Source organism: Chlamydiota bacterium (assembly GCA_012729785.1).
Lineage (GTDB): Bacteria > Auribacterota > Tritonobacteria > UBA1439 > UBA1439 > UBA1439.
In genome coordinates this window covers 19,495-36,595 of sequence record JAAYCL010000038.1, presented here as the reverse complement: position 1 = coordinate 36,595, position 17,101 = coordinate 19,495, and the positions used below count along the sequence as shown (strand labels likewise).

The window sequence follows — 17,101 nt, the reverse complement described above, 5'->3', positions numbered from 1 at the left end:
GGTCTCACCCGTACATCAGCTCGCTCAAGAAGTAGTTCAGCACGATGCACACCACGCAGACGCTCACGACGGCCCGGTTGGTGGCGCGCCCCACCCCCTCGGGGCCGGGGGCGGAGTGGAAGCCGTGGCAACAGCTCAGGGTGGAGATCATCGCCGCGAAGACCGCCCCCTTCGCCATACCGTACCAGAGGTCGAGGAGCCCGACGCTGCTCCGCACGTTCTCCATGAACGTCCCCGGGTCGACCCCGAGCTGGCGCACGGCCACGAGGTAGCCCGCCAGCACGGTGAAGAAATCGGCGAAGATCACGAGGATCGGCAGGGCGATGAGGGCGGCGGCGATCCGCGGCGCCGCCAGGGCGCGGTACGGGTTGACCGCCATCACCTCGAGGGCGTCGATCTGGCCCTTCACCCGCATCGCGGCGACCGAGGCGGCCATCGCCGTCCCCGCCTTCGCCGCCACCATCGAGCCCGCCACGATCGGCCCCATCTCTCGGACGCAGGCGAGCGCGACGAAGATCCCGACGAGCCCCTCCCCCCCGAACTGCCGGAAGGCGTGCCAGCCCTGGAGCGCGATGGTGCTCCCGATGAAGAGGGAGACGGCGCAGACGATGAAGAGCGACCCGACGCCGATCCGGTACGCCTCCTCGAGGATCCAGGCAAGGGGCGGGGGGGCCGCGGCCGCCGCGCGCGCCGTGCGGGCGCAGAAGAGCCACCATCGTCCCGTCTGCGCAAGGAGGCGCGCGGGCGCCGCGCGCCCGGCGGCTTCGCCTTCCGCTCGCATCCGTCCCTCCCTCTCCGGCGCCTGCGGCGTCCGTCCCCGCCGCCGCTATCCCGCCATCGACAGCAGCGCCGAGGTCAGAAAATAGTTGATCCCGAGAAAGGCGATGATCGACCGCACGACGGCGTCGTTGGCGGCTTTCCCCACCCCCTCCGCGCCCCCCCTGACGGTGGAACCGTAGTAGCAGCTCACGAGCCCGATGATGAAGCCGAAGACGAGCGTCTTCACGATCCCCCCCCAGAGGTCGGCGGCCCGCACGAAGCCGTACAGGTTCGCCGCGAACGCCCCCCGGTTCACCCCCTTCAGCAAAACCGCGGCCGCGTAGCCGGTCGCGATGCCGCTGGAGCAGGCGATCGCGTTGATGAGCGGGCAGGCCAGGGTGAGGGCGATCAGCCGGGGGACGACGAGGTACTGGAACGGGTTCACGGCCATCACGGCGAGCGCGTCGGTCTCCTCCCTGAGGCGCATCGTGCCGAGTTCCGCCGCGGCCGTGCTCCCCGCCTGCGCCGCCATCATGATGCCGGTGAGGCCCGGGGAGAGCTCGCGCAGAAGCGAGACGACGAGGATGCTGCCGAGCATCCGCTCGACGCCGAACAGGTTCACGATCGCGAGCCCCTGCAGCGTGATGACCATCCCGAACGGGGCCACGACCGCGATCACGGGGATGAGGCAGCGCTCCGCGGTGAGGGCCATCTGCCTGAACGTCTCCCGGAAAAACCACGGCGGGCGGGCGGCCCAGTAGAGGGTCTGCGCGCCGAAGGAGGCGATCCTGCCGAGTTCGGTGATGAAGCGCATTGCCGTCGATGCCCCCGCCGTGTGCCCGTCATTCTACCACGGCCGGCGGGAGGGGCCTACCGGGATCGGGCGCGGACGGCCCGCGGGCGCGGGGGGCGGCGGGGCGGGCGGGGACGAAAGAAAAACCCCCGGGCCGCGAGGCCCGGGGGCTCGATCCGTTGCGCACGGGGCGCTTCAGAAGGGGACGTTGTAGCTCACCATGACCCGCTGCCGCTCCTGGTCCATGTTGAGGGCCAGGCCCTGATTCTTCTTGGCAACGTTCCAGGCGTCCCACGCGCTCCAGGTGTGCGCGATGAGCATCCCGCCGCCGCCGGCGAACGCCACGGGCCGGGGACCCTCGACCAGGAAGTAGACGAGGACGAAGATGGAGCCGCCCTCGAGCACCGCCATCGCGGCGGTCTTCCAGGTCAGCAGCTCCCCGTTGTACCACTGCCCGGTGCAGGGGATGACCGCGGACATCGCCCCGACCCACCGCGGATCCAGGTCGCCCTTCGGCTCAGCCGGAGACGACGCCTCTCCGGACGGGGCCGCGAACGACGGCTCCTGCGGCGGGGCGGCGGGGTACGCCCCCTGGTCGGCGAGGACCGGCGCGGCCACGCACAGCACACCGCACGTCATCGTGAGAACGGCCGCCACGCACTTCTTCAACCGCCACCTCCTTCCGCGCGCATACGCAATGCCCAACCCTGCCGGTAAGGTACTACCGCGGCCGGGGCTTGTCAACGTGCAATTATCGAAAAGAAACGCCCCTCACGACACCAGCAGCGGGCGGCTCCTCTCCGAGATCTCCTCCCTCCGGAGCTTCACCTTGAGCCGCCGCGCGTCCATCGGCTCCGGATACTCGAAGATCTTCCCCTCGTAGTTCCTCAGCACCACCCGCCCCTCGACGATGGAGATGAAGTAGCTCGGGCCGAGCGGGATCTTGCCGCCGCCCCCCGGGGCGTCCACCACGAAGGTCGGCACCGCGTAGCCGGAGGTGTGGCCGCGCAGCTTCTCGATGATGTTGATGCCGGTGGAGATCGGCGTGCGGAAATGCTCCGTGCCGACCGCGAGGTCGCACTGGTACAGGTAGTACGGCCGCACGCGCGCCCGCATGAGCTCGTGCATCAGCCGCTTCACCGTCGGCGGGTTGTCGTTGACCCCCTTGAGGATGACGGTCTGGCTCCCGAGCGGGATGCCGGCGTCGGCGAGCATCTCGCAGGCCCGCACGGTCGCGGGGCTGAGCTCGCGCGGGTGCGAGAAGTGGATGCTCATGTAGAGCGGGTGGTATTTCCGCAGCATCGCCACGAGCTCCGGGGTGATGCGCTGGGGGAGGAAGACCGGCGCGCGCGTCCCGATCCGGATGACCTCCACGTGCTTGATGGCGCGGAGCGCCTTGAGGATCCCCTCGAGCCGGTCGTCGCAGAAGACGAGCGGGTCGCCCCCCGAGACGAGGACGTCGCGGATCTTCCGGTTACCCGCGATGTAGTCGCAGGCCCGCGCGAGCTCGTCGGCGCTGATGCTGTGCTGCGTGGTGCCCACGATGCGCTTGCGGGTGCAGTAGCGGCAGTAGGAGACGCACGCCTCGGTCGCGATGAGGAGGACGCGGTCCGGGTAACGGTGGACGACCCGCGGGACCGGGGAGTCCTTCTCCTCCCCGCACGGGTCCTCCATGTCGCGCGAGCAGGCAAAATGCTCCTCGATGCGGGGGATCACCTGCCTCCGCAGCGGGCACTCCGGGTTGTCGGGGTCGATGAGCGAGAGGAAGTGCGGGGGGATCGCCATCGGCAGCCTGTTCGCCTCGCGCCGGATGCCCGCCTCCTCGTCCTTGGTGAGGGGGATCAGGCGGGAGAGCTCGGCGAGGGTGACGACCCGGTGCCGCATCTGCCATTTCCAGTTGTTCCAGTCCGTCTCCGGGACATCCTTCCAGATCGCGCCAACGGGTCGCGTAGGCAACGTGACCTCCTCCTTCTGCGTCCCCCGCGTGCGGGGGGCGGTCGGTATGGTTTTCATAGCCTCTTGCAGTAGATCACCCGGTCGTCGCCGGGCGCGTAGAAATCCCTGATGCGCGACTCCTCCGCGAATCCCTCCTTCTCGTAGAACGCCCGCGCATGCGCGTAGGAGGGGAGCGACGACGTCTCCGCGACGAGGAGGGCTATCGCCCGTTCCGCGAGCGCCTGCTCGACCTGCCGCAGCAGACGTCTCCCCACGCCGCTCCGCCGTCTCGCCGGGTCCGTGGCGATCCAGTACAGATCGGCCGTGGCCCGCGTCAGCGGGGTCTTCCCCCAGCAGGCGAAGCCCGCGATCCCGCCCCCCTCCGCCTCGGCGCAGAGGACGTGGTACTCCTCGTCGCCGTCGCCGCCCGCGCACGACTCGTCGAACAGCTCGAGCGCGCACGCGACCTCCTCCGCCCTGAACTCCTTCGCCGCGGAGAGGAGACGCTCGATCTCCGCCCGATCCCCCGGCTCCGCGGGGCGGATAGGCGGCGCCGTCATCGCGCCCCCTCCCCGTTCAGCCCGCAGCGCCTGCAGGCGATACGGAGCACCTCCCGCACCAGCTCCCCGTAGTTCATCCCGGCGGCCCGCGCCGCCTTTGGGAAGCAGGAGTTCTCATCCGGGTCGGGGAGGATCCCCGGCAGGGGGTTGAGCTCGATCACGTGGGGCGCCGCGTCGCCGTCCAGGCGAACGTCGATGCGGCACCAGTCCCGGCAGCCGAGCGCCCGGTACGCCCGCGTGCAGACCTCCTCGATGTCGCGCCGCAGGCCGACCTTCACGGCCGCCGGGCACGAGAAGATTTTCAGCGGCGCCTCGGGACGGTCCCAGACCCACTTGGCCTCCCAGGAGTAGATGCGCCGCGCCCCCGCGGGGAGCGTCGCGAAGTCGATCTCCACGAGCGGCAGCACCCGCACCTCGTCGCCGTTGCCCAACAAGGCGGCGGTGAACTCCCTGCCGTCGAGATACGATTCGACGAGCGCCGGCTGCCGGTACTCCTCGAGGATCCGCCCCAGGCGCGCGGGGAGCGCATCCGCCGTCTCCACCACCGCGTCGTCGCGGATGCCCATGCTCGACCCCTCCCAGAGCGGCTTCACGATGACCGGGAAACGCATCCCGTTCAGCGGTTCGTCCGGGGAGGCCATCACCCGGAACGGCGGCGTGGAGACGCGGTGGAACGACATGATCTCCTTGGCGCGCGCCTTGTTCAGGCAGGCCGCGAGGGTGAACGCGTCCGAACCGGTGTACGGGATCTCCAGCATCTCGCAGATGACCGGGACCTGCGACTCCCTGCTGGGGGAATCGATCCCCTCGGCGATGTTGAAGACGATGTCGGGGCGCACCCGCTTCAGCTTCTCCGCGAGGTCGCGGTCCGCCTCGATCCCGACGACCTCCCGCCCCCCGCCCGCGAGCGCCGTCGAGACGGCCTCGATGGTGGCGGAGTCGTCCCACTCGGCGAAATAGTCGGGGCGCGGGGCCGTCGAGGCCTGCGGCTTGAGGTTGTAGGTGAGCGCGACGCGCATGGCCCGGCCTTTCAGCGGATCGCCTTTTCCGGGGAGGTCAGCAACTGGGGGAACTTCTCCTGCCGCGGGTCCTCCTGCAGCTCGGCGAGGTAGCGCCGCAGCGCGTGGACGAAGATCCTCGCCATCGTCGTGTTCTCCCGGATCGCCAGCATCCGCACCTTCTTGTGAAGCTCCTCGTCCATATAGATCGTCGTTCTCTTCTTCATAGACGCGCGTGCCTTTCGTCTGCTCGTGCGCGGGGCGTGCGCCGCCCGCGCAGTGAATCATTCAATGACATATCGGCGCAAATACATAGTTATGTCTGCACTGGCAAAAAAAAATGCCAAATCCTAAGGCATATTAGTGCTATGACACCTATATGTCAACAAAAAAATGATCGCGTATACGAAAAAGCGCCGGCAGCTGCGGGCCCGCCGGGGATGATGCGTCCGGCGAAATCCGTGCCGGGACTCCGCGAAAACGAGGCCGCGGCTGTCAGGAGCCGTGGAGCTGCTTCTCGAACGCGTCCAGGACGTCGATGGCCGCCTGCTCATCCTTGGCCCGGCACATCGCCACGCGCAGGCGCATGCTGCGAAGCAGTTTCGTGAGGCTCGCGAGTATCTGGAGGTGCGTGTCGATGCGCGTCGTGCATAGGAGGACGACCACGTGCGTGAGCTGGCCGTCGAACGCCTCGAGGTCTATCCCCCGCCAGGAGAGGCCGAGCACCAGGCGGGTCTTCTTGATGATGCCGGTGAGCGGCTCCCGCGGGTGGGGGATCGCGACGCCGTCCGCGAGCGCGGTGCTGCACATCCGCTCGCGCTCGATGACGGCCGTCATCACCCGTTCGCGGTGTTTGGGGTCCACGCCGCCGCGCTCGACAAGCATGTCGACGAGCTCGGCGATGACGCCGGTCTTCGTCACGCCGGTGAGCTTCATCTTGATGCAGCGCGGGTCGAGGAGCGGCGCGATGCGGGTCGACTTCCCGCTGTAGTCGCTCTCGAGCACCTTGAGCTGGTCCGGGTCGAAGTAGCGGATCCCCCGGTGGAGCCACTCCCTGATCTCGGCCGTCTTGACCATCACCTTCCCGTTCTTGTCGCGCGAGGATATCCCTTTCTCGACGAGAAGCTTGAACGCCCCCTCGCTCATGTTCAGGAATTTTGCGGCATCCTCGATTGTCATATACTCGCCCGGCATCGCTTCCCCTTCCTTTCTTCGACAGGCCCGGGCTCCCGCGCCCGAAACCTAACGAACCGTTTTCGAGGCGGGCGCGGCCGCTCTGAACACGCCGCCGCGCGCCGCGTCCTCGTGAACCTCGATCCACAACGCGCGCGGCGGCTCCCCGCCGGACGCGTCGCGGTAGTCGATCTCAACCCGCATCCCCTCCGAGAGCTCGTCGACGCCGAGCGCCCGTATCCCCCGGAAGATGACGGTGTCCGTCTCGTGCAGCGAGAAGGCGGCGCGTTCGCCGCCGCGTGCCTCGACGGAGAGAAGGCCGCCCGCGGCGTCGATCGAGCGGATGGCGGCCTCGATGGTGCGCACCGGACGCGTCTCGGGAGCCGCGGCCGCGGGAGACGGGAAGCCGCCGGCGATCGCAACGGCGACGAGGATCGGGACAAAGGCGGGCGCGGCGGGGCGGTTCATCCGGGTTTCCGGGGCTTTTCCTGGCGCTCCTTGCACGCGAGGCAGAGCCGCGCGTAGGGCATTGCCGCCAGGCGCGTTTCGTCGATCGTCCGGGCGCAGAGCTCGCAGGTCCCGTACTCCCCGTTGCGTATCTTCGACAGGGCGGCGTTCACGTCGTTGAGGATCCGCTGCTCGCGGGAGGCGAGCGAGATGGAGAACTCGCGGTCGTAGGAGTCGCTCGCCGAGTCGGCGAGGTGGATCGAGTACCCGGAGAGGTCGCCCGACTGCTCCCGCGGCGATCGGCTGAGCGCGTCGCGCTGGCGATTCGCCACCTGCCCCGTCATCTCCTCCTGGAGCAGCGTCAACCGCCGCTGCATCTCCGCAATCGTGCGCGCATCCATCGGTGCCGTCGTCTGCTCCTCCCGCCTTCACTCTTTGATCCCCGGGGTGTGGGTGTAGCGTCTGGCGCCGTCGCTGATCGCGTAGTCATAGTACCGGTAGTCGGCCGAGCGGGAACCGTACGGCTGGGCCCATTCGCCGGAGGGTCCGCGCTGCCCGACGGGTCCCCGGGGCGTCAACGGCCCCCGCGTCACCGGGCCCCGCGTGACCGCCCGCCGGTGCTGGATCGGGCCCCGTACGCCTCGGTACGACGGGTGGCGGATTGGGCCCCGCCTCGACGGGGCGTTGCTGTCCCTGCGGGGGACCCAGGAGCCCGAGTCCCAGCGGTAGGCGTCCCACTGCGCGGAAACCTCGGCGGCAGCGAGGAGGGCGACGGCGGCGGCGGCGGCGACTGTACGCGTGCGCATGGCTACACCTCTCTGCATGGAGTGACGAGGCGGCCCCCGTTCGCGGGGAGGGACCGACCGCTCACACCGCACTATACCACGTCGGGCGGAAACAGGCAACCGATACCGAGCCGGGGTGCGGGGACGGGACGCGGAGTGGGGGCGGACACGGCGCCGCCGTCGCGGCGGCTCTTTTCGTCTGGAGCCGGTTCCAACCGCGCGGTATACTCAAGCGCGCATCGAACCGAGCGGGGGAGGAACAGGTGGGCGGGAGGCGCAGCGGCGGCATCGCCGTGGTCTACAACGGGTATCACCCGCGGGGCGGGATCCCCGCCGCGGAGGCCGAGGCGAATGAGAGCGTCGCCCGCGACGCGCGCGCCGTGCGGGACGCGCTCCTCGCGGCGGGCCGGCGGGCGTTCCTCGCGCCGATGCGGCGGAGCCCGGCGGCGTTCCTTCGCCGCCTCGCCGCCGCGCGCCCGCGCCTCGTCTTCAACCTCCTCGAGGGGGCGCGGGGCGAAAGCCGCCTCGAGATGCACGCCTGCGCCCTGCTCGAGCTCCTCGGCCTGCCGTACACCGGCAGCGGGCCGCTGGCGCTCGGCCTTGCGCTCGACAAGGCGCTCGCCAAGACGCTCCTGTCGGCCGGGAACGTTCCGACGCCGCCGCATTTCGTCTGCGCGGGCGAGCCGCCCCGGAGGCTTCCCCGGGGGATGCGGTACCCGCTCTTCGTGAAGCCGGTCCGCGAGGACGCGAGCATCGGCATCGGCCCCTCCGCCTTCGTGCGGAACCCCGCGGAGCTCGCGGCGCGATGCCGGCGGGTGCAGGCGCGCTACCGCCAGCCCGCGCTCGTGGAGGAGTATGTGGACGGGCGCGAGCTGAACGTGGCGATACTCGGCGCGGGCGACCCTGTCGCCCTCCCCGTCTCGGAGATCGAGATGGGGCGCCTGCCCGCGGGCGCCCCGCGCATCTGCGGCTATCGGGCGAAGTGGATCCCCGGGAGCCGGGAGTACGCCCGGACGGTGCCCCGGTGCCCGGCTTCGCTGTCGCCGTCCGAGGCGCGGCGACTGAAGCGGGTCGCGCTCGCGGCGTTCCGGCTCCTCTCCTGCCGCGGCTACGCGCGGGTGGACCTGCGGCTCGGCCGCGACGGCGTTCCGTACGTCCTCGAGGTGAACCCGAACCCCTGCATCGCCCCCGACGCCGGGTTCGCGCGCTCCGCCGCGGCGGCCGGCCTGTCGTACGCGGAACTTGTCTGCCGCATCGCGGACCTCGCGACGGCGTCCGGGGCGGCATAGGGCCTGCGGGTTTCGGCCGGTCCTGTGCTATACTTTTCCGGGAGGGAGCCGCCGATGCAGCTTGTCGTCGCGCCGTCGCGCCTTGCCGGCGAGGTGGAGATCCCCGGGTCGAAGTCGCATACGATCCGGGCGGTCGTCCTCGCCTCCCTCGCCTCGGGGACCTCGAGGATCGTCGCCCCGCTCGACTCCTCCGACACGCGCGCCGCGCTCGACGCCGCCCGTCTCTTCGGCGCCGAGGTCTCCGCGGGCGAGGAGTGGATCGTCACGGGGACCGCGGGCCGCCCCGTCCTCCCCGTCGACGTCGTCGACGTCGGCAACTCCGGCACCACGCTCCGCATCTTCCTCGGCGTCGCCGCGCTCTGCGACGGGTGGACGTTCTTCACCGGCGACGAGCAGACGAAACGCCGCCCGCTCCAGCCGCTCATCGACGCGTACCGGCTCCTGGGGGCCGAGGGGTTCTGCGCGCGCGGGAACGGCTGCGCGCCGGCGGCGCTCCGGGGGCGGATCACCGGCGGGCGCACCGAGATCCGCGCGGTCACCTCGCAGTTCCTCTCCTCCCTGCTCGTCTCCGCCCCGCTGGCGGAGCGGGACACCGAGATCCGCGTCCTCCAGCTGAACGAGGCCCCGTACGTCGAGATGACGCTCGCGTGGCTCGAGGGGCTGGGGGTCGTCTGGGAGCGGCGCGGGTGGGAGCGCTTTTCCGTCAGGGGCGGGCAGGGGTACCGCGCGTTCGAGCGCCGCATCCCCGGGGACTTCTCCTCGGCGACCTTCTTCCTCTGCGCGGCGGCGGCGACCGGTTCCGAGCTCCTGGTGCGCGGCCTCGACACGGCGGATGTCCAGGGCGACCGGGCGGTGGTCGGGATGCTCGCCGAGATGGGCGCAAAGGTCGAGCCGGTCCCCGGGGGGCTGCGGATCCGCGGGGGCGACCTGCGGGGGGCCGAGTTCGACCTCAACGCCACCCCCGACGCCCTGCCCGCGCTCGCGGCCGCCGCCTGCTTCGCCTCCGGCGAGACCCGCCTCCGCAACGTGCCGCAGGCGCGCCTCAAGGAGACCGACCGCATCGCGGTGATGGCGCGGGAGCTGGCGAAAATGGGCGCGGACGTGGAGGAGCTCCAGGACGGCCTCGTGATCCGCGGCCGCCCCCTCCGCGGCGCCCGGGTGAGCGGCCACGGCGACCACCGCGTGGTGATGGCGCTCGCCGTCGCGGGGCTCGCGGCGGAGGGCGAAACCGTCGTGGACACCGCCGAGGCGGTGCGCGTCACCTTCCCGACCTTCGTCGATCTGATGCGGCGCTGCGGCGCGTCGATGGAGCTCGCCGCCCCCGGCGCCCGCGGGGAGGGGGGCCGCTGACCTCCGTACGCCGATGAGACGCTACGCCGTCATAGGATGGCCGCTCGGCCACTCGATGTCGCCGGCCGTCCACAACGCCTCGTTCAGGGCGCTGGGGCTCCCCTGCCGGTTCGAGTCGATCCCCGTCCCCCCGGACGGCCTCGACGCGTTCATCCGCGCGCTGCCCGCGTCGGGGCTCCGCGGCCTCGCCGTCACCATCCCGCACAAGTGCGCGGTCCTCGCCCGCTGTGCGACGGTCGCGCCGGACGCCGCCGCGATCGGCGCGGCGAACACCGTCACGGTCGGCGAGGACGGGGGCCTGGCGGCGTGCAACACCGACGCGCCGGGGGCGCTGCGCGCGCTCGCGGAGGCGAAGGTCGCCGTGGCGGGCGCCCGGGCGGTGATCCTGGGCGCGGGCGGCGCGGCGCGGGCGATCTGCTGGGGGCTCCTGCGCGGCGGGGCGGCCTCCGTCGCGATCGCGAACCGGACGCCGGCGCGCGCGGAGCGGCTGCGCGACGACCTCGCGCGGGCGTGCGGCGCCGAACGGAGGATCGCCGTCATCCCCGCCGCCGGCCCGGCGCTCGCGGAGGCGGTCGCCTCCGCCGGCATCCTCGTCAACGCGACATCGGTCGGGATGCATCCGAAGACGGGGGAGAGCCCCATCCGGCGGGAGTTCCTGAGGCCGGGCCTCTCCGTGCTGGAGATCGTCTACAATCCGATCGAGACGCGCCTCCTCGCCGACGCCCGCGCGGCCGGGGCGGTCGCGATCCCCGGGACGGAGATGCTGCTCTGGCAGGCGGCGGAGCAGGAGCGGGTCTGGCTGGGGGTGGAGGCGCCGGTCGACGAGATGCGGGAGGCGCTGCTCAGCGGGCTCGGGCGATCTCTCTGAGGCGGAGGGAGCAGAGCTCGGCGAGCGCCTTCGGCGTTCCCGCCCGGTGCGCGAACCCTTTCGTCCAGCGGGCCTTGAAGGCGCCGTGCAGTCTCCTGAGGAACGCGTCCCCGACGCCGCGCCACTGCGCCGTCTTCGCCGCCCTGAACCGGTCGTACGGCAGCCGGTACTCCTCCTCGGGCCACCGCTCCCGGAGCGCCTCCTCGAGCGTCCAGCCCTTCCCCGCCTGACGGCGCACCTCCTCCCAGTACGCCTCGAGCTTCCGCAGGTAGTCGTCGGCGTCGAAGGCGCGGGTCCCCGCGTCGTAGACCACGCACCGCTCGAGCGCGGAGGAGAGGCGTTCGTACTGCGCGAGCTCGAACTCCGGCGCGAGGATGGCCGGGTGCCGCATCAGGTCGGTCCCCTGGAGCTTGATACGCACCGCGGTCTTCGAGTCGGCGAGGTGGAACTTCCCCTCGAGGTACACGGCGACGGTGCGCTCGTAGCCGGGGAAGATCTCCTTCAGCCGGCGGCTGTACTCCCTGAGGAGCTTCTCGAGCTTGTGGCAGCCGATGGTGAAGAAGACGATCTGCCGGATGGGGGCGCCGCTGTTCTTGGCGAGCTGGACGATGATCTCCAGCCCGTTTGAGATCGTGACGCCGGTCGCGATGACATCGGCGAAGAAGAGGGTGGCGTGGGGGGGGATGGCGATCTTCCGGTACTGGTTGTCCTTGATGAACCAGCGCCCGTAGGCGTCGCGCTCGCGCTGCGAGGTGATGAAGGAGGAGCAGTGGACGTTGAAGCCGTAGGCGCGCGCGAGGGCGCGCCGCATGCCGAAGTTCAGGCTCCCGCGGAGGAAGTGGATGACGCCGATCGTGCGCGGATCGAGCCGGCGGAGCGAGGAGGCCGCGGGGAGGTTGGCCAGCACCGCGACGACCGCGTCCTCGAGGAGGTCGGTGTAGCGGACGCCGACGATCTCGGGGCTGTTGAGCAGGAGGCGGCTCTGGGGGGTCGAGGCGATGTAGCGCGTGAGGCTGTCGCCGTACTCCCCCTTGAGCTCGTAGACCGCGGCCTGGCGGCTCTTTCGCGCAAGCGCGAGGTATTCCACGTCTCTCCCCTGCGGGCGCCTACCGCTTCCCGATCTCCTCGGGCTTCGTGACCAGCGCCGCCTCGTGCGCGCGCCCGCCCCGAGCGACCTTCACGAGCCGGCCCTTCACCCAGACGCGGTCGCCCTTGAGATACTCGCCGCGCTGGGCCCCGTCGTAGATCACGACCTCGATCGGGAGGCGCGCCTTCCCGTCGGCCCTGACGTCCTCCAACGGCAAGACGGCGGGGAGGTACGGGGTGTGGCGGCCGTCGGCGACCGTGCCGGTGATCGAGACCGACGGGGCGAGGAGCTCCATCGTGCAGTTCAGGTACGGGATCTCCGCCGGGTCCGCGTACCGGAAGAAGGGGCAGACCAGGGTGCCCATGTGCTTGAAGCGCAGCGGCCACGACTTGCCGAGCTCCCTGACCTCCCGCTCCGGTTCGCGCTTCAGAAGCTCCGCGATGCGGAGCACCACGTCGAAGTTCTGCTCGACGGTCCCGAAGAAGGTCGCGTCGACGTCCTCGAGCGGCTCCTCGTAGTAGCCGTAGGCGAGCGAGCCCGAACAGCCGATCCGCTCGCGCGGCACCCCGAGAAGCTCGTGCAGGGAGTCGACGACCTCGCGGAGCCGCTGGTTCTCCCTGCAGAGGAGCTCCAGCGAGCGCCTGCTGTCGAAGAACCCCTGCATCTCGCTGAAGAGGAAGTGGCAGAAATGGTCGGCGAAGAGCGGCAGGGGGGGGCGCGACGCGAGCTCCGGGTAGATCTCGATCATCCGTCGGACCTGCTCGTCGCCGGGGATGATGACCAGCTCCCCGTTTTCGTAGCGACGGTGCGTCCAGTTGAATTTCCTGCCGAAGATGTCGATATGCCCCTTCGGGTCCGGGTATTTGATCAGGGCGCCGTAGAAACCGTCCGGGGGATGAGCGTACCCCTCGCAGTAGACGAGGCCGCCTTTCTTGTGGAGGAAGTAGGTGGAGTCGACGGGCCCGTAGGAGAGCTTCTCCATCGGGAGGAGGTACTGCTGCATCACCTGGTCGAATCGGTCGCTCATCGTCTTTCTCCGATCGGGTGGGCGTGAACCCCGCAACCCTCTGCCGGAGAATACCACAACGGGGCGCGGTCGGGCAACACGGTATTCTCGGTATTCTCGGGAGGCGGAGGCGCTACGGCGCGGGTTCCAGGGTGAAGTCGGCGCGGGCGATCTCCCGCCCCTCGACCGCGCAGGCGACGCGGTAGCGCCCGTACCCGGCCTCGTCGGCGAGCGCCGCGGTCTCCTGCCTGAAGGCGCGGCTCTCCTGCGCATCGTCCCAAACGAAGCGGTGCTCCCGCACGAGCGAGTTCGCGGAGGGCTTTCGCAGCGAGAGGACGATCTCCTTGCCCGCGAAGATGCTCCCCAGCTCGAGGACGGCGTAGAGCGCGGGGTCTCCGGTCGTGAACCGGGAGCGGATGTCGACCGGGTGGTCGATGAAGTCGGCGCAGGTCACGAGGCAGCCCGGCGGGAGCTGGACGCTTTCCCGGTGGGGGACGAAGCCGAGGAGAAGCTTCCGCGCGGCGGCGTCCGCCGCCCGGTCGAGCAGTTCCGCGCCGGTCAGGCGCGGCGGCGCGCCGCGGTCGGACGCGGTGCCGGTCCGCGAGTCGGTCCAGAGCGCCCGCCCGTCGGCGGCGTCGAGGAGGGCGACGGAGAACTCGGCCGCCGCGTCCAGCTGGTACCAGTCGATCGGCTCGTCGTCGAACGCCTGGCCCCCCTGCAGCGCGCTCACGTCGTGGAACGGGACGTTGGCGAGCCGGACCTCGTGCGACTGGTCGGATCCGTACTGGAGGACCGCGCCGGTGAGGACGGCGTCCGCCCCGTGCGCCCGCGCGAGGGCTGTGGCGCGCGCGAAGTCGAGTTTCCCGCCCGGGAAGAGGTCGTCCGCGGCGTCGGGGCCGAGGTCGCGCCAGGTGATCACCCTCCAGGCGCTTCGCTGATCGAGGAGGCGGGCGAGCTTCTCCGCGGCGACCTTCCCGGCGTCCGGGTCGTCGGAGCGGTTCTCGAACGGCAGGACGGCCACGGTAGAGATGGCCCGGGAGTCGAAGCGGGGGACGACGGTGATCCAGACCTTCGGGGCGGCGCACCCGGCGAGGACGTCGAGGGCGAGCGCGGCGGCGGCGAGGGGCGGGAATGCGTGTTTCACGGGGAGAGTATACACCTGAACGAGGCCGCCGCGCACCCCCTCTTTCAGCATCGCGGCGCCCTTGTCATGCTAGTTCCGCCGGCCGGCAAAGACGCGCCCCTGCGCCCGCATGGACGCAGCCGCTCGACGGCTCGCTGTTCGCCCGTTGGCGGGCGGGACAGGGGCAAAGTAAAAGGTAACCTTTTCGATCCAATCGTTTTGAGAAAGATAACTCTTGCTTTTCTCGGGGGGGAACGGGTAGTGTGATTCACAGGCTTCGCGCGTTCCGCTACGGCGGTTCAGATAGAGGAGGCGCATGGACAGTAAAGCTGGGAGAGGCGTACAAACGGATTGGGGGAGGTGCGGAATGAATAGGGTGGTGATCTGTGCGGTGGCGGCGGCGGCGCTCGCGATGTGCGCCTCCGCCATGGCGGGGAGCGTGATTCAACCGGTGGCTATGACGAATTCATTCGAATGGCCCTCGCTGGTGGATCCAAACGGCGGCACCAGGGTCGCAGACGATTGGAAGTGCACGGACGGCCAGCCGATCGTCGCCGTGAAGTGGTGGGGGAACTACCATCCCTATGCAGATGGGATGCCGGGCGTGGTCGCCCCGCCGGGGTTTCAGCCGACCGCGTTCATCCTGAGGCAGTACGCCGACAACAACGGGCAGCCGGGAACGCTCCTCAAGACGGTCGAGGTGCCCCGCGCCCAGTGCAGGCAGACGCACGTCGGGATGGCCGCGATAGAGGGCGGGTTCTCCCGGCACGTCTTCTCCTACCAGGCCACACTGGCGCAGCCGTGGACGCAGACGAAGGGCAGCGTCTACTGGCTCAGCGTGCAGGCGAAATACTCAAGACCGATCGAATGGGATCTCGACGGGTATGCGCACTGGGGCTGGATGAGCACGCCGCCGGGCGACTTCCTCGGCACGGGGCACGACTCCGCCGATGGAATCACGTGGAACCCCATATGGATCGACGACCCGTCGGAGAAGAACAACTTTGCCTTCGAGATCGGGACGATGCCGGTTGGGCTGGCGGCGAACAAACCGACGTTCCGGCAGAGCGACTCGATCAGCGTCACGGCCGACGTGGCGGCGACCGCCACGCCGTGCTGGCCGTTCGTCAGGATAGTCCAGCCCAATAAATCGGTGCTCTACCTGACCCAGGCCTCCGGGTTCGTGCCGTCCGTGGCGCCGTACCTCGGCATCGAGGCGGGGCCGATCGCGCTGCCGAAGATCGACGACTACTCGATCCTGCCCAACGCGCGATTCGAAAATATGCCCAAGGGGACGTACCGTCTCGAGGGTGGCGCGGTGGATCCGGTGACGACGGACATCAACGACCTGCAGTACATCGGCATCGTCGACAGCACGCCGCTCGTCATCGAGTAGCGCGCCGCGCGGACGAAGGTCGCATGGCGAAGGGGCCGGGGGGGCGACCTCCCGGCCTCTTCCTTTGCAGATGTTGTACGCAACGCGATCGCGCCCAAATAGATGGGCTGGTATTCTCACCCGCCGAACGGGGCGCGCACCGGGATATGCGGATGTGGCAAAAATGTCCACGCGGAAGCCGCTTGCCTTCGGGGCGGTTGAAGAGTTCCTTGAAGCCGTGGGATGTGGGACGACCCGCGATCCGCCTCGGGGCGGCGCGACGGGCGGCCCGGGGACACAAAAGGAGGGGAATGCCTATGAGTAGGACGCCGATGTTCGCTGTCGCGTTGTGCGCGCTCGCGGTGGCCGGCGCCGCGGCGGCGGGGGGCTGGAGGCAGCCGGTGGATATGACCTGCCCGGACGGCTGGATGTCGCAGGTGTGCTTCGACGGGGGAACCAGCTACGTTTCCGCGGACGATTGGAGGTGCCCGGACGGCCAGCCGATCAACGTAATCAGGTGGTGGGGCGAGTACGAAGGGTACGAGAACGGCACCCCCGGCCCGGTGAGCCCTCCGACGGGGCTCCGGCCGAACGGCTTCACGTTGAACCAGTACCTGAACGACGCCTTCGACCCCCTGGACTCGAAGCCCGGCGGCGGCTTCAACGAGGCCAGCGTCCCCCTCGCCGACTGCAACGAGGCGTACGCGGGGACGGTGTACGCGGGGGGCGTCTATCACCACATCTTCAGTTACCAGGCGATGGTATATCCGTGGGCGCAGACCGCGGGCGAGATCTACTGGCTCCAGGTCTCCGCGCAATTCAACGACGATCCGGCCTCGTCCATCGGAAGCGGGTTCCAATACTGGGAATGGCTGAACACGCCGCCCGCCGACTTACTCGGCACGGGGCACGAGTTGAACTTTATGGGCTCCGATCCGTGGAGTCCGCTCTTCTATCTTGTCGAGGCCTGCTATGAGTTCGATCCCATCAACTTCGCCTTCGAAATCGGGTCGCTGCCGGTGGACCTGAGGCCCGACAAGAAGTCGTTCCGCCAGACCGACATCATCAACGTCACGGCGAACGTGACCGCGTCATCCACGCCGTGCTACCCGTTCGTCAGGGTCATCCGGCCGGACGGCTCGGCGCTCTACTACCAGCGGGGCGCGGGGTTCGTCCCGGCCGTGACGCCGTACCTCGGCCTCGCCGCGGGGCCCATCGCCCTGCCCGAGGTCTTCGACTACCCGGTCCTCCAGAACCTCCAGTTCAACGGCATCCCAGCCGGGACGTACTACCTCGAGGGCGGCGCGGTGGACCCGGCGACGACGACCAGCGTGGACGACCTCAAGTACCTCGGCCTCGTGGACCGCAAGGCCCTCGTCGTCGAGTAGCGGGCGGCGCATCGGAACGCCGTACAAGGGGCCGGGAGGGCGACCTCCCGGCCTCTTTGTGACTCTTCACCTTTCGGAGAGGTCGGAAGATCGGACAAGTGCGATGCGTCAGACAAGCCGGCCCCCCCCGCTGAATCCACCCGCTCATTCCGTCCCGCCCGGGGG

19 protein-coding genes are annotated in these 17,101 nt (G+C 69.9%); 5 read left to right on the top strand and 14 right to left on the bottom strand.

All coding sequences use genetic code 11. The features are described 5' to 3' along the window. Positions 1-4: 4 nt before the first annotated feature. The 11 genes from GXY35_09830 to GXY35_09780 all read right to left on the bottom strand — a co-directional run bounded on the left by GXY35_09830 (position 5) and on the right by GXY35_09780 (position 7,471). Entirely contained in the window at positions 5-781 is a 777-nt protein-coding gene (locus GXY35_09830) for an ABC transporter permease (GenBank protein NLW94875.1), read from the bottom strand. 45 nt (positions 782-826) lie between these two features. After that, positions 827-1,573 (bottom strand): ABC transporter permease, encoded by a 747-nt coding sequence (locus GXY35_09825; GenBank protein NLW94874.1) that lies wholly within the window; start codon positions 1,571-1,573, stop codon positions 827-829. Between the two features lie 174 nt (positions 1,574-1,747). Next, positions 1,748-2,221, bottom strand: coding sequence for a hypothetical protein (locus GXY35_09820; protein ID NLW94873.1), 474 nt, complete (start codon positions 2,219-2,221; stop codon positions 1,748-1,750). 102 nt (positions 2,222-2,323) lie between these two features. Then, positions 2,324-3,565, bottom strand: a complete 1,242-nt coding sequence (locus GXY35_09815; GenBank protein ID NLW94872.1) for a KamA family radical SAM protein — start codon at positions 3,563-3,565, stop codon at positions 2,324-2,326. Continuing rightward, a complete protein-coding gene (locus GXY35_09810) occupies positions 3,562-4,047 on the bottom strand; it encodes a GNAT family N-acetyltransferase (GenBank protein NLW94871.1) in 486 nt (161 codons plus the stop codon). The genes GXY35_09815 and GXY35_09810 overlap by 4 nt, the downstream gene beginning before the upstream one ends. Next, positions 4,044-5,066, bottom strand: coding sequence for a D-alanine--D-alanine ligase (locus GXY35_09805; protein NLW94870.1), 1,023 nt, complete (start codon positions 5,064-5,066; stop codon positions 4,044-4,046). Before GXY35_09805 ends, GXY35_09810 begins: the two co-directional genes overlap by 4 nt. Before the next feature lie 11 nt (positions 5,067-5,077). After that, entirely contained in the window at positions 5,078-5,272 is a 195-nt protein-coding gene (locus GXY35_09800) for a hypothetical protein (GenBank protein NLW94869.1), read from the bottom strand. A 268-nt stretch (positions 5,273-5,540) separates the two neighbouring features. After that, positions 5,541-6,239, bottom strand: a complete 699-nt coding sequence (locus GXY35_09795) for a PTS transporter subunit EIIA (GenBank protein ID NLW94868.1) — start codon at positions 6,237-6,239, stop codon at positions 5,541-5,543. 48 nt (positions 6,240-6,287) lie between these two features. Then, on the bottom strand, positions 6,288-6,686 hold the full coding sequence (locus GXY35_09790) for a hypothetical protein (protein NLW94867.1): 399 nt from the start codon (positions 6,684-6,686) through the stop codon (positions 6,288-6,290). After that, positions 6,683-7,066, bottom strand: coding sequence for a hypothetical protein (locus tag GXY35_09785; protein ID NLW94866.1), 384 nt, complete (start codon positions 7,064-7,066; stop codon positions 6,683-6,685). Before GXY35_09785 ends, GXY35_09790 begins: the two co-directional genes overlap by 4 nt. A gap of 27 nt (positions 7,067-7,093) precedes the next feature. Then, the gene (locus GXY35_09780) at positions 7,094-7,471 is read right to left on the bottom strand and encodes a hypothetical protein (protein NLW94865.1); all 378 of its coding nucleotides are present in this window, start codon (positions 7,469-7,471) and stop codon (positions 7,094-7,096) included. A 242-nt stretch (positions 7,472-7,713) separates the two neighbouring features. Between GXY35_09780 and GXY35_09775 the strand changes: the two genes are divergently transcribed. Genes GXY35_09775 through aroE form a run of 3 tightly spaced genes read left to right on the top strand, consistent with a single transcriptional unit; the run spans position 7,714 to position 10,957 of the window. Next, positions 7,714-8,739 carry an ATP-grasp domain-containing protein gene (locus GXY35_09775; GenBank protein NLW94864.1) on the top strand — a complete coding sequence of 342 codons (1,026 nt, stop codon included), beginning with the start codon at positions 7,714-7,716 and terminating at the stop codon, positions 8,737-8,739. A 54-nt stretch (positions 8,740-8,793) separates the two neighbouring features. Next, entirely contained in the window at positions 8,794-10,089 is a 1,296-nt protein-coding gene (gene aroA, locus GXY35_09770; GenBank protein NLW94863.1) for a 3-phosphoshikimate 1-carboxyvinyltransferase, read from the top strand. 13 nt (positions 10,090-10,102) lie between these two features. Then, positions 10,103-10,957, top strand: a complete 855-nt coding sequence (gene aroE, locus GXY35_09765; GenBank protein NLW94862.1) for a shikimate dehydrogenase — start codon at positions 10,103-10,105, stop codon at positions 10,955-10,957. Here the strand turns inward: aroE and GXY35_09760 are convergent. The 3 genes from GXY35_09760 to GXY35_09750 all read right to left on the bottom strand — a co-directional run bounded on the left by GXY35_09760 (position 10,932) and on the right by GXY35_09750 (position 14,194). Continuing rightward, entirely contained in the window at positions 10,932-12,044 is a 1,113-nt protein-coding gene (locus GXY35_09760; GenBank protein NLW94861.1) for a hypothetical protein, read from the bottom strand. The two genes, aroE and GXY35_09760, sit on opposite strands and share 26 nt — an antisense overlap. Before the next feature lie 19 nt (positions 12,045-12,063). Next, a complete protein-coding gene (locus GXY35_09755; protein ID NLW94860.1) occupies positions 12,064-13,071 on the bottom strand; it encodes a hypothetical protein in 1,008 nt (335 codons plus the stop codon). A gap of 112 nt (positions 13,072-13,183) precedes the next feature. Then, entirely contained in the window at positions 13,184-14,194 is a 1,011-nt protein-coding gene (locus GXY35_09750) for a hypothetical protein (GenBank protein ID NLW94859.1), read from the bottom strand. Between the two features lie 346 nt (positions 14,195-14,540). Here GXY35_09750 and GXY35_09745 point away from each other — a divergent pair, with 346 nt between their 5' ends. Together GXY35_09745 and GXY35_09740 are read left to right on the top strand one after the other, a co-directional pair. Further along, complete coding sequence (locus GXY35_09745; GenBank protein ID NLW94858.1) at positions 14,541-15,569, top strand: hypothetical protein; 1,029 nt, start codon at positions 14,541-14,543, stop codon at positions 15,567-15,569. Positions 15,570-15,865: 296 nt separating this feature from the next. Further along, entirely contained in the window at positions 15,866-16,936 is a 1,071-nt protein-coding gene (locus GXY35_09740) for a hypothetical protein (protein NLW94857.1), read from the top strand. Positions 16,937-17,101: the final 165 nt, after the last annotated feature.

Coding starts and splice junctions, on each gene's coding strand:
- GXY35_09780 (NLW94865.1), bottom strand. CDS start 7,471: ATGCGCACGCGTACAGTCGCCGCCGCCGCCGCCGTCGCCCTCCTCGCT.
- GXY35_09815 (NLW94872.1), bottom strand. CDS start 3,565: ATGAAAACCATACCGACCGCCCCCCGCACGCGGGGGACGCAGAAGGAG.
- GXY35_09825 (NLW94874.1), bottom strand. CDS start 1,573: ATGCGCTTCATCACCGAACTCGGCAGGATCGCCTCCTTCGGCGCGCAG.
- GXY35_09805 (NLW94870.1), bottom strand. CDS start 5,066: ATGCGCGTCGCGCTCACCTACAACCTCAAGCCGCAGGCCTCGACGGCC.
- GXY35_09810 (NLW94871.1), bottom strand. CDS start 4,047: ATGACGGCGCCGCCTATCCGCCCCGCGGAGCCGGGGGATCGGGCGGAG.
- GXY35_09800 (NLW94869.1), bottom strand. CDS start 5,272: ATGAAGAAGAGAACGACGATCTATATGGACGAGGAGCTTCACAAGAAG.
- GXY35_09755 (NLW94860.1), bottom strand. CDS start 13,071: ATGAGCGACCGATTCGACCAGGTGATGCAGCAGTACCTCCTCCCGATG.
- GXY35_09790 (NLW94867.1), bottom strand. CDS start 6,686: ATGAACCGCCCCGCCGCGCCCGCCTTTGTCCCGATCCTCGTCGCCGTT.
- GXY35_09785 (NLW94866.1), bottom strand. CDS start 7,066: ATGGATGCGCGCACGATTGCGGAGATGCAGCGGCGGTTGACGCTGCTC.
- aroE (NLW94862.1), top strand. CDS start 10,103: ATGAGACGCTACGCCGTCATAGGATGGCCGCTCGGCCACTCGATGTCG.
- GXY35_09740 (NLW94857.1), top strand. CDS start 15,866: ATGAGTAGGACGCCGATGTTCGCTGTCGCGTTGTGCGCGCTCGCGGTG.
- GXY35_09745 (NLW94858.1), top strand. CDS start 14,541: ATGAATAGGGTGGTGATCTGTGCGGTGGCGGCGGCGGCGCTCGCGATG.
- aroA (NLW94863.1), top strand. CDS start 8,794: ATGCAGCTTGTCGTCGCGCCGTCGCGCCTTGCCGGCGAGGTGGAGATC.
- GXY35_09795 (NLW94868.1), bottom strand. CDS start 6,239: ATGCCGGGCGAGTATATGACAATCGAGGATGCCGCAAAATTCCTGAAC.
- GXY35_09830 (NLW94875.1), bottom strand. CDS start 781: ATGCGAGCGGAAGGCGAAGCCGCCGGGCGCGCGGCGCCCGCGCGCCTC.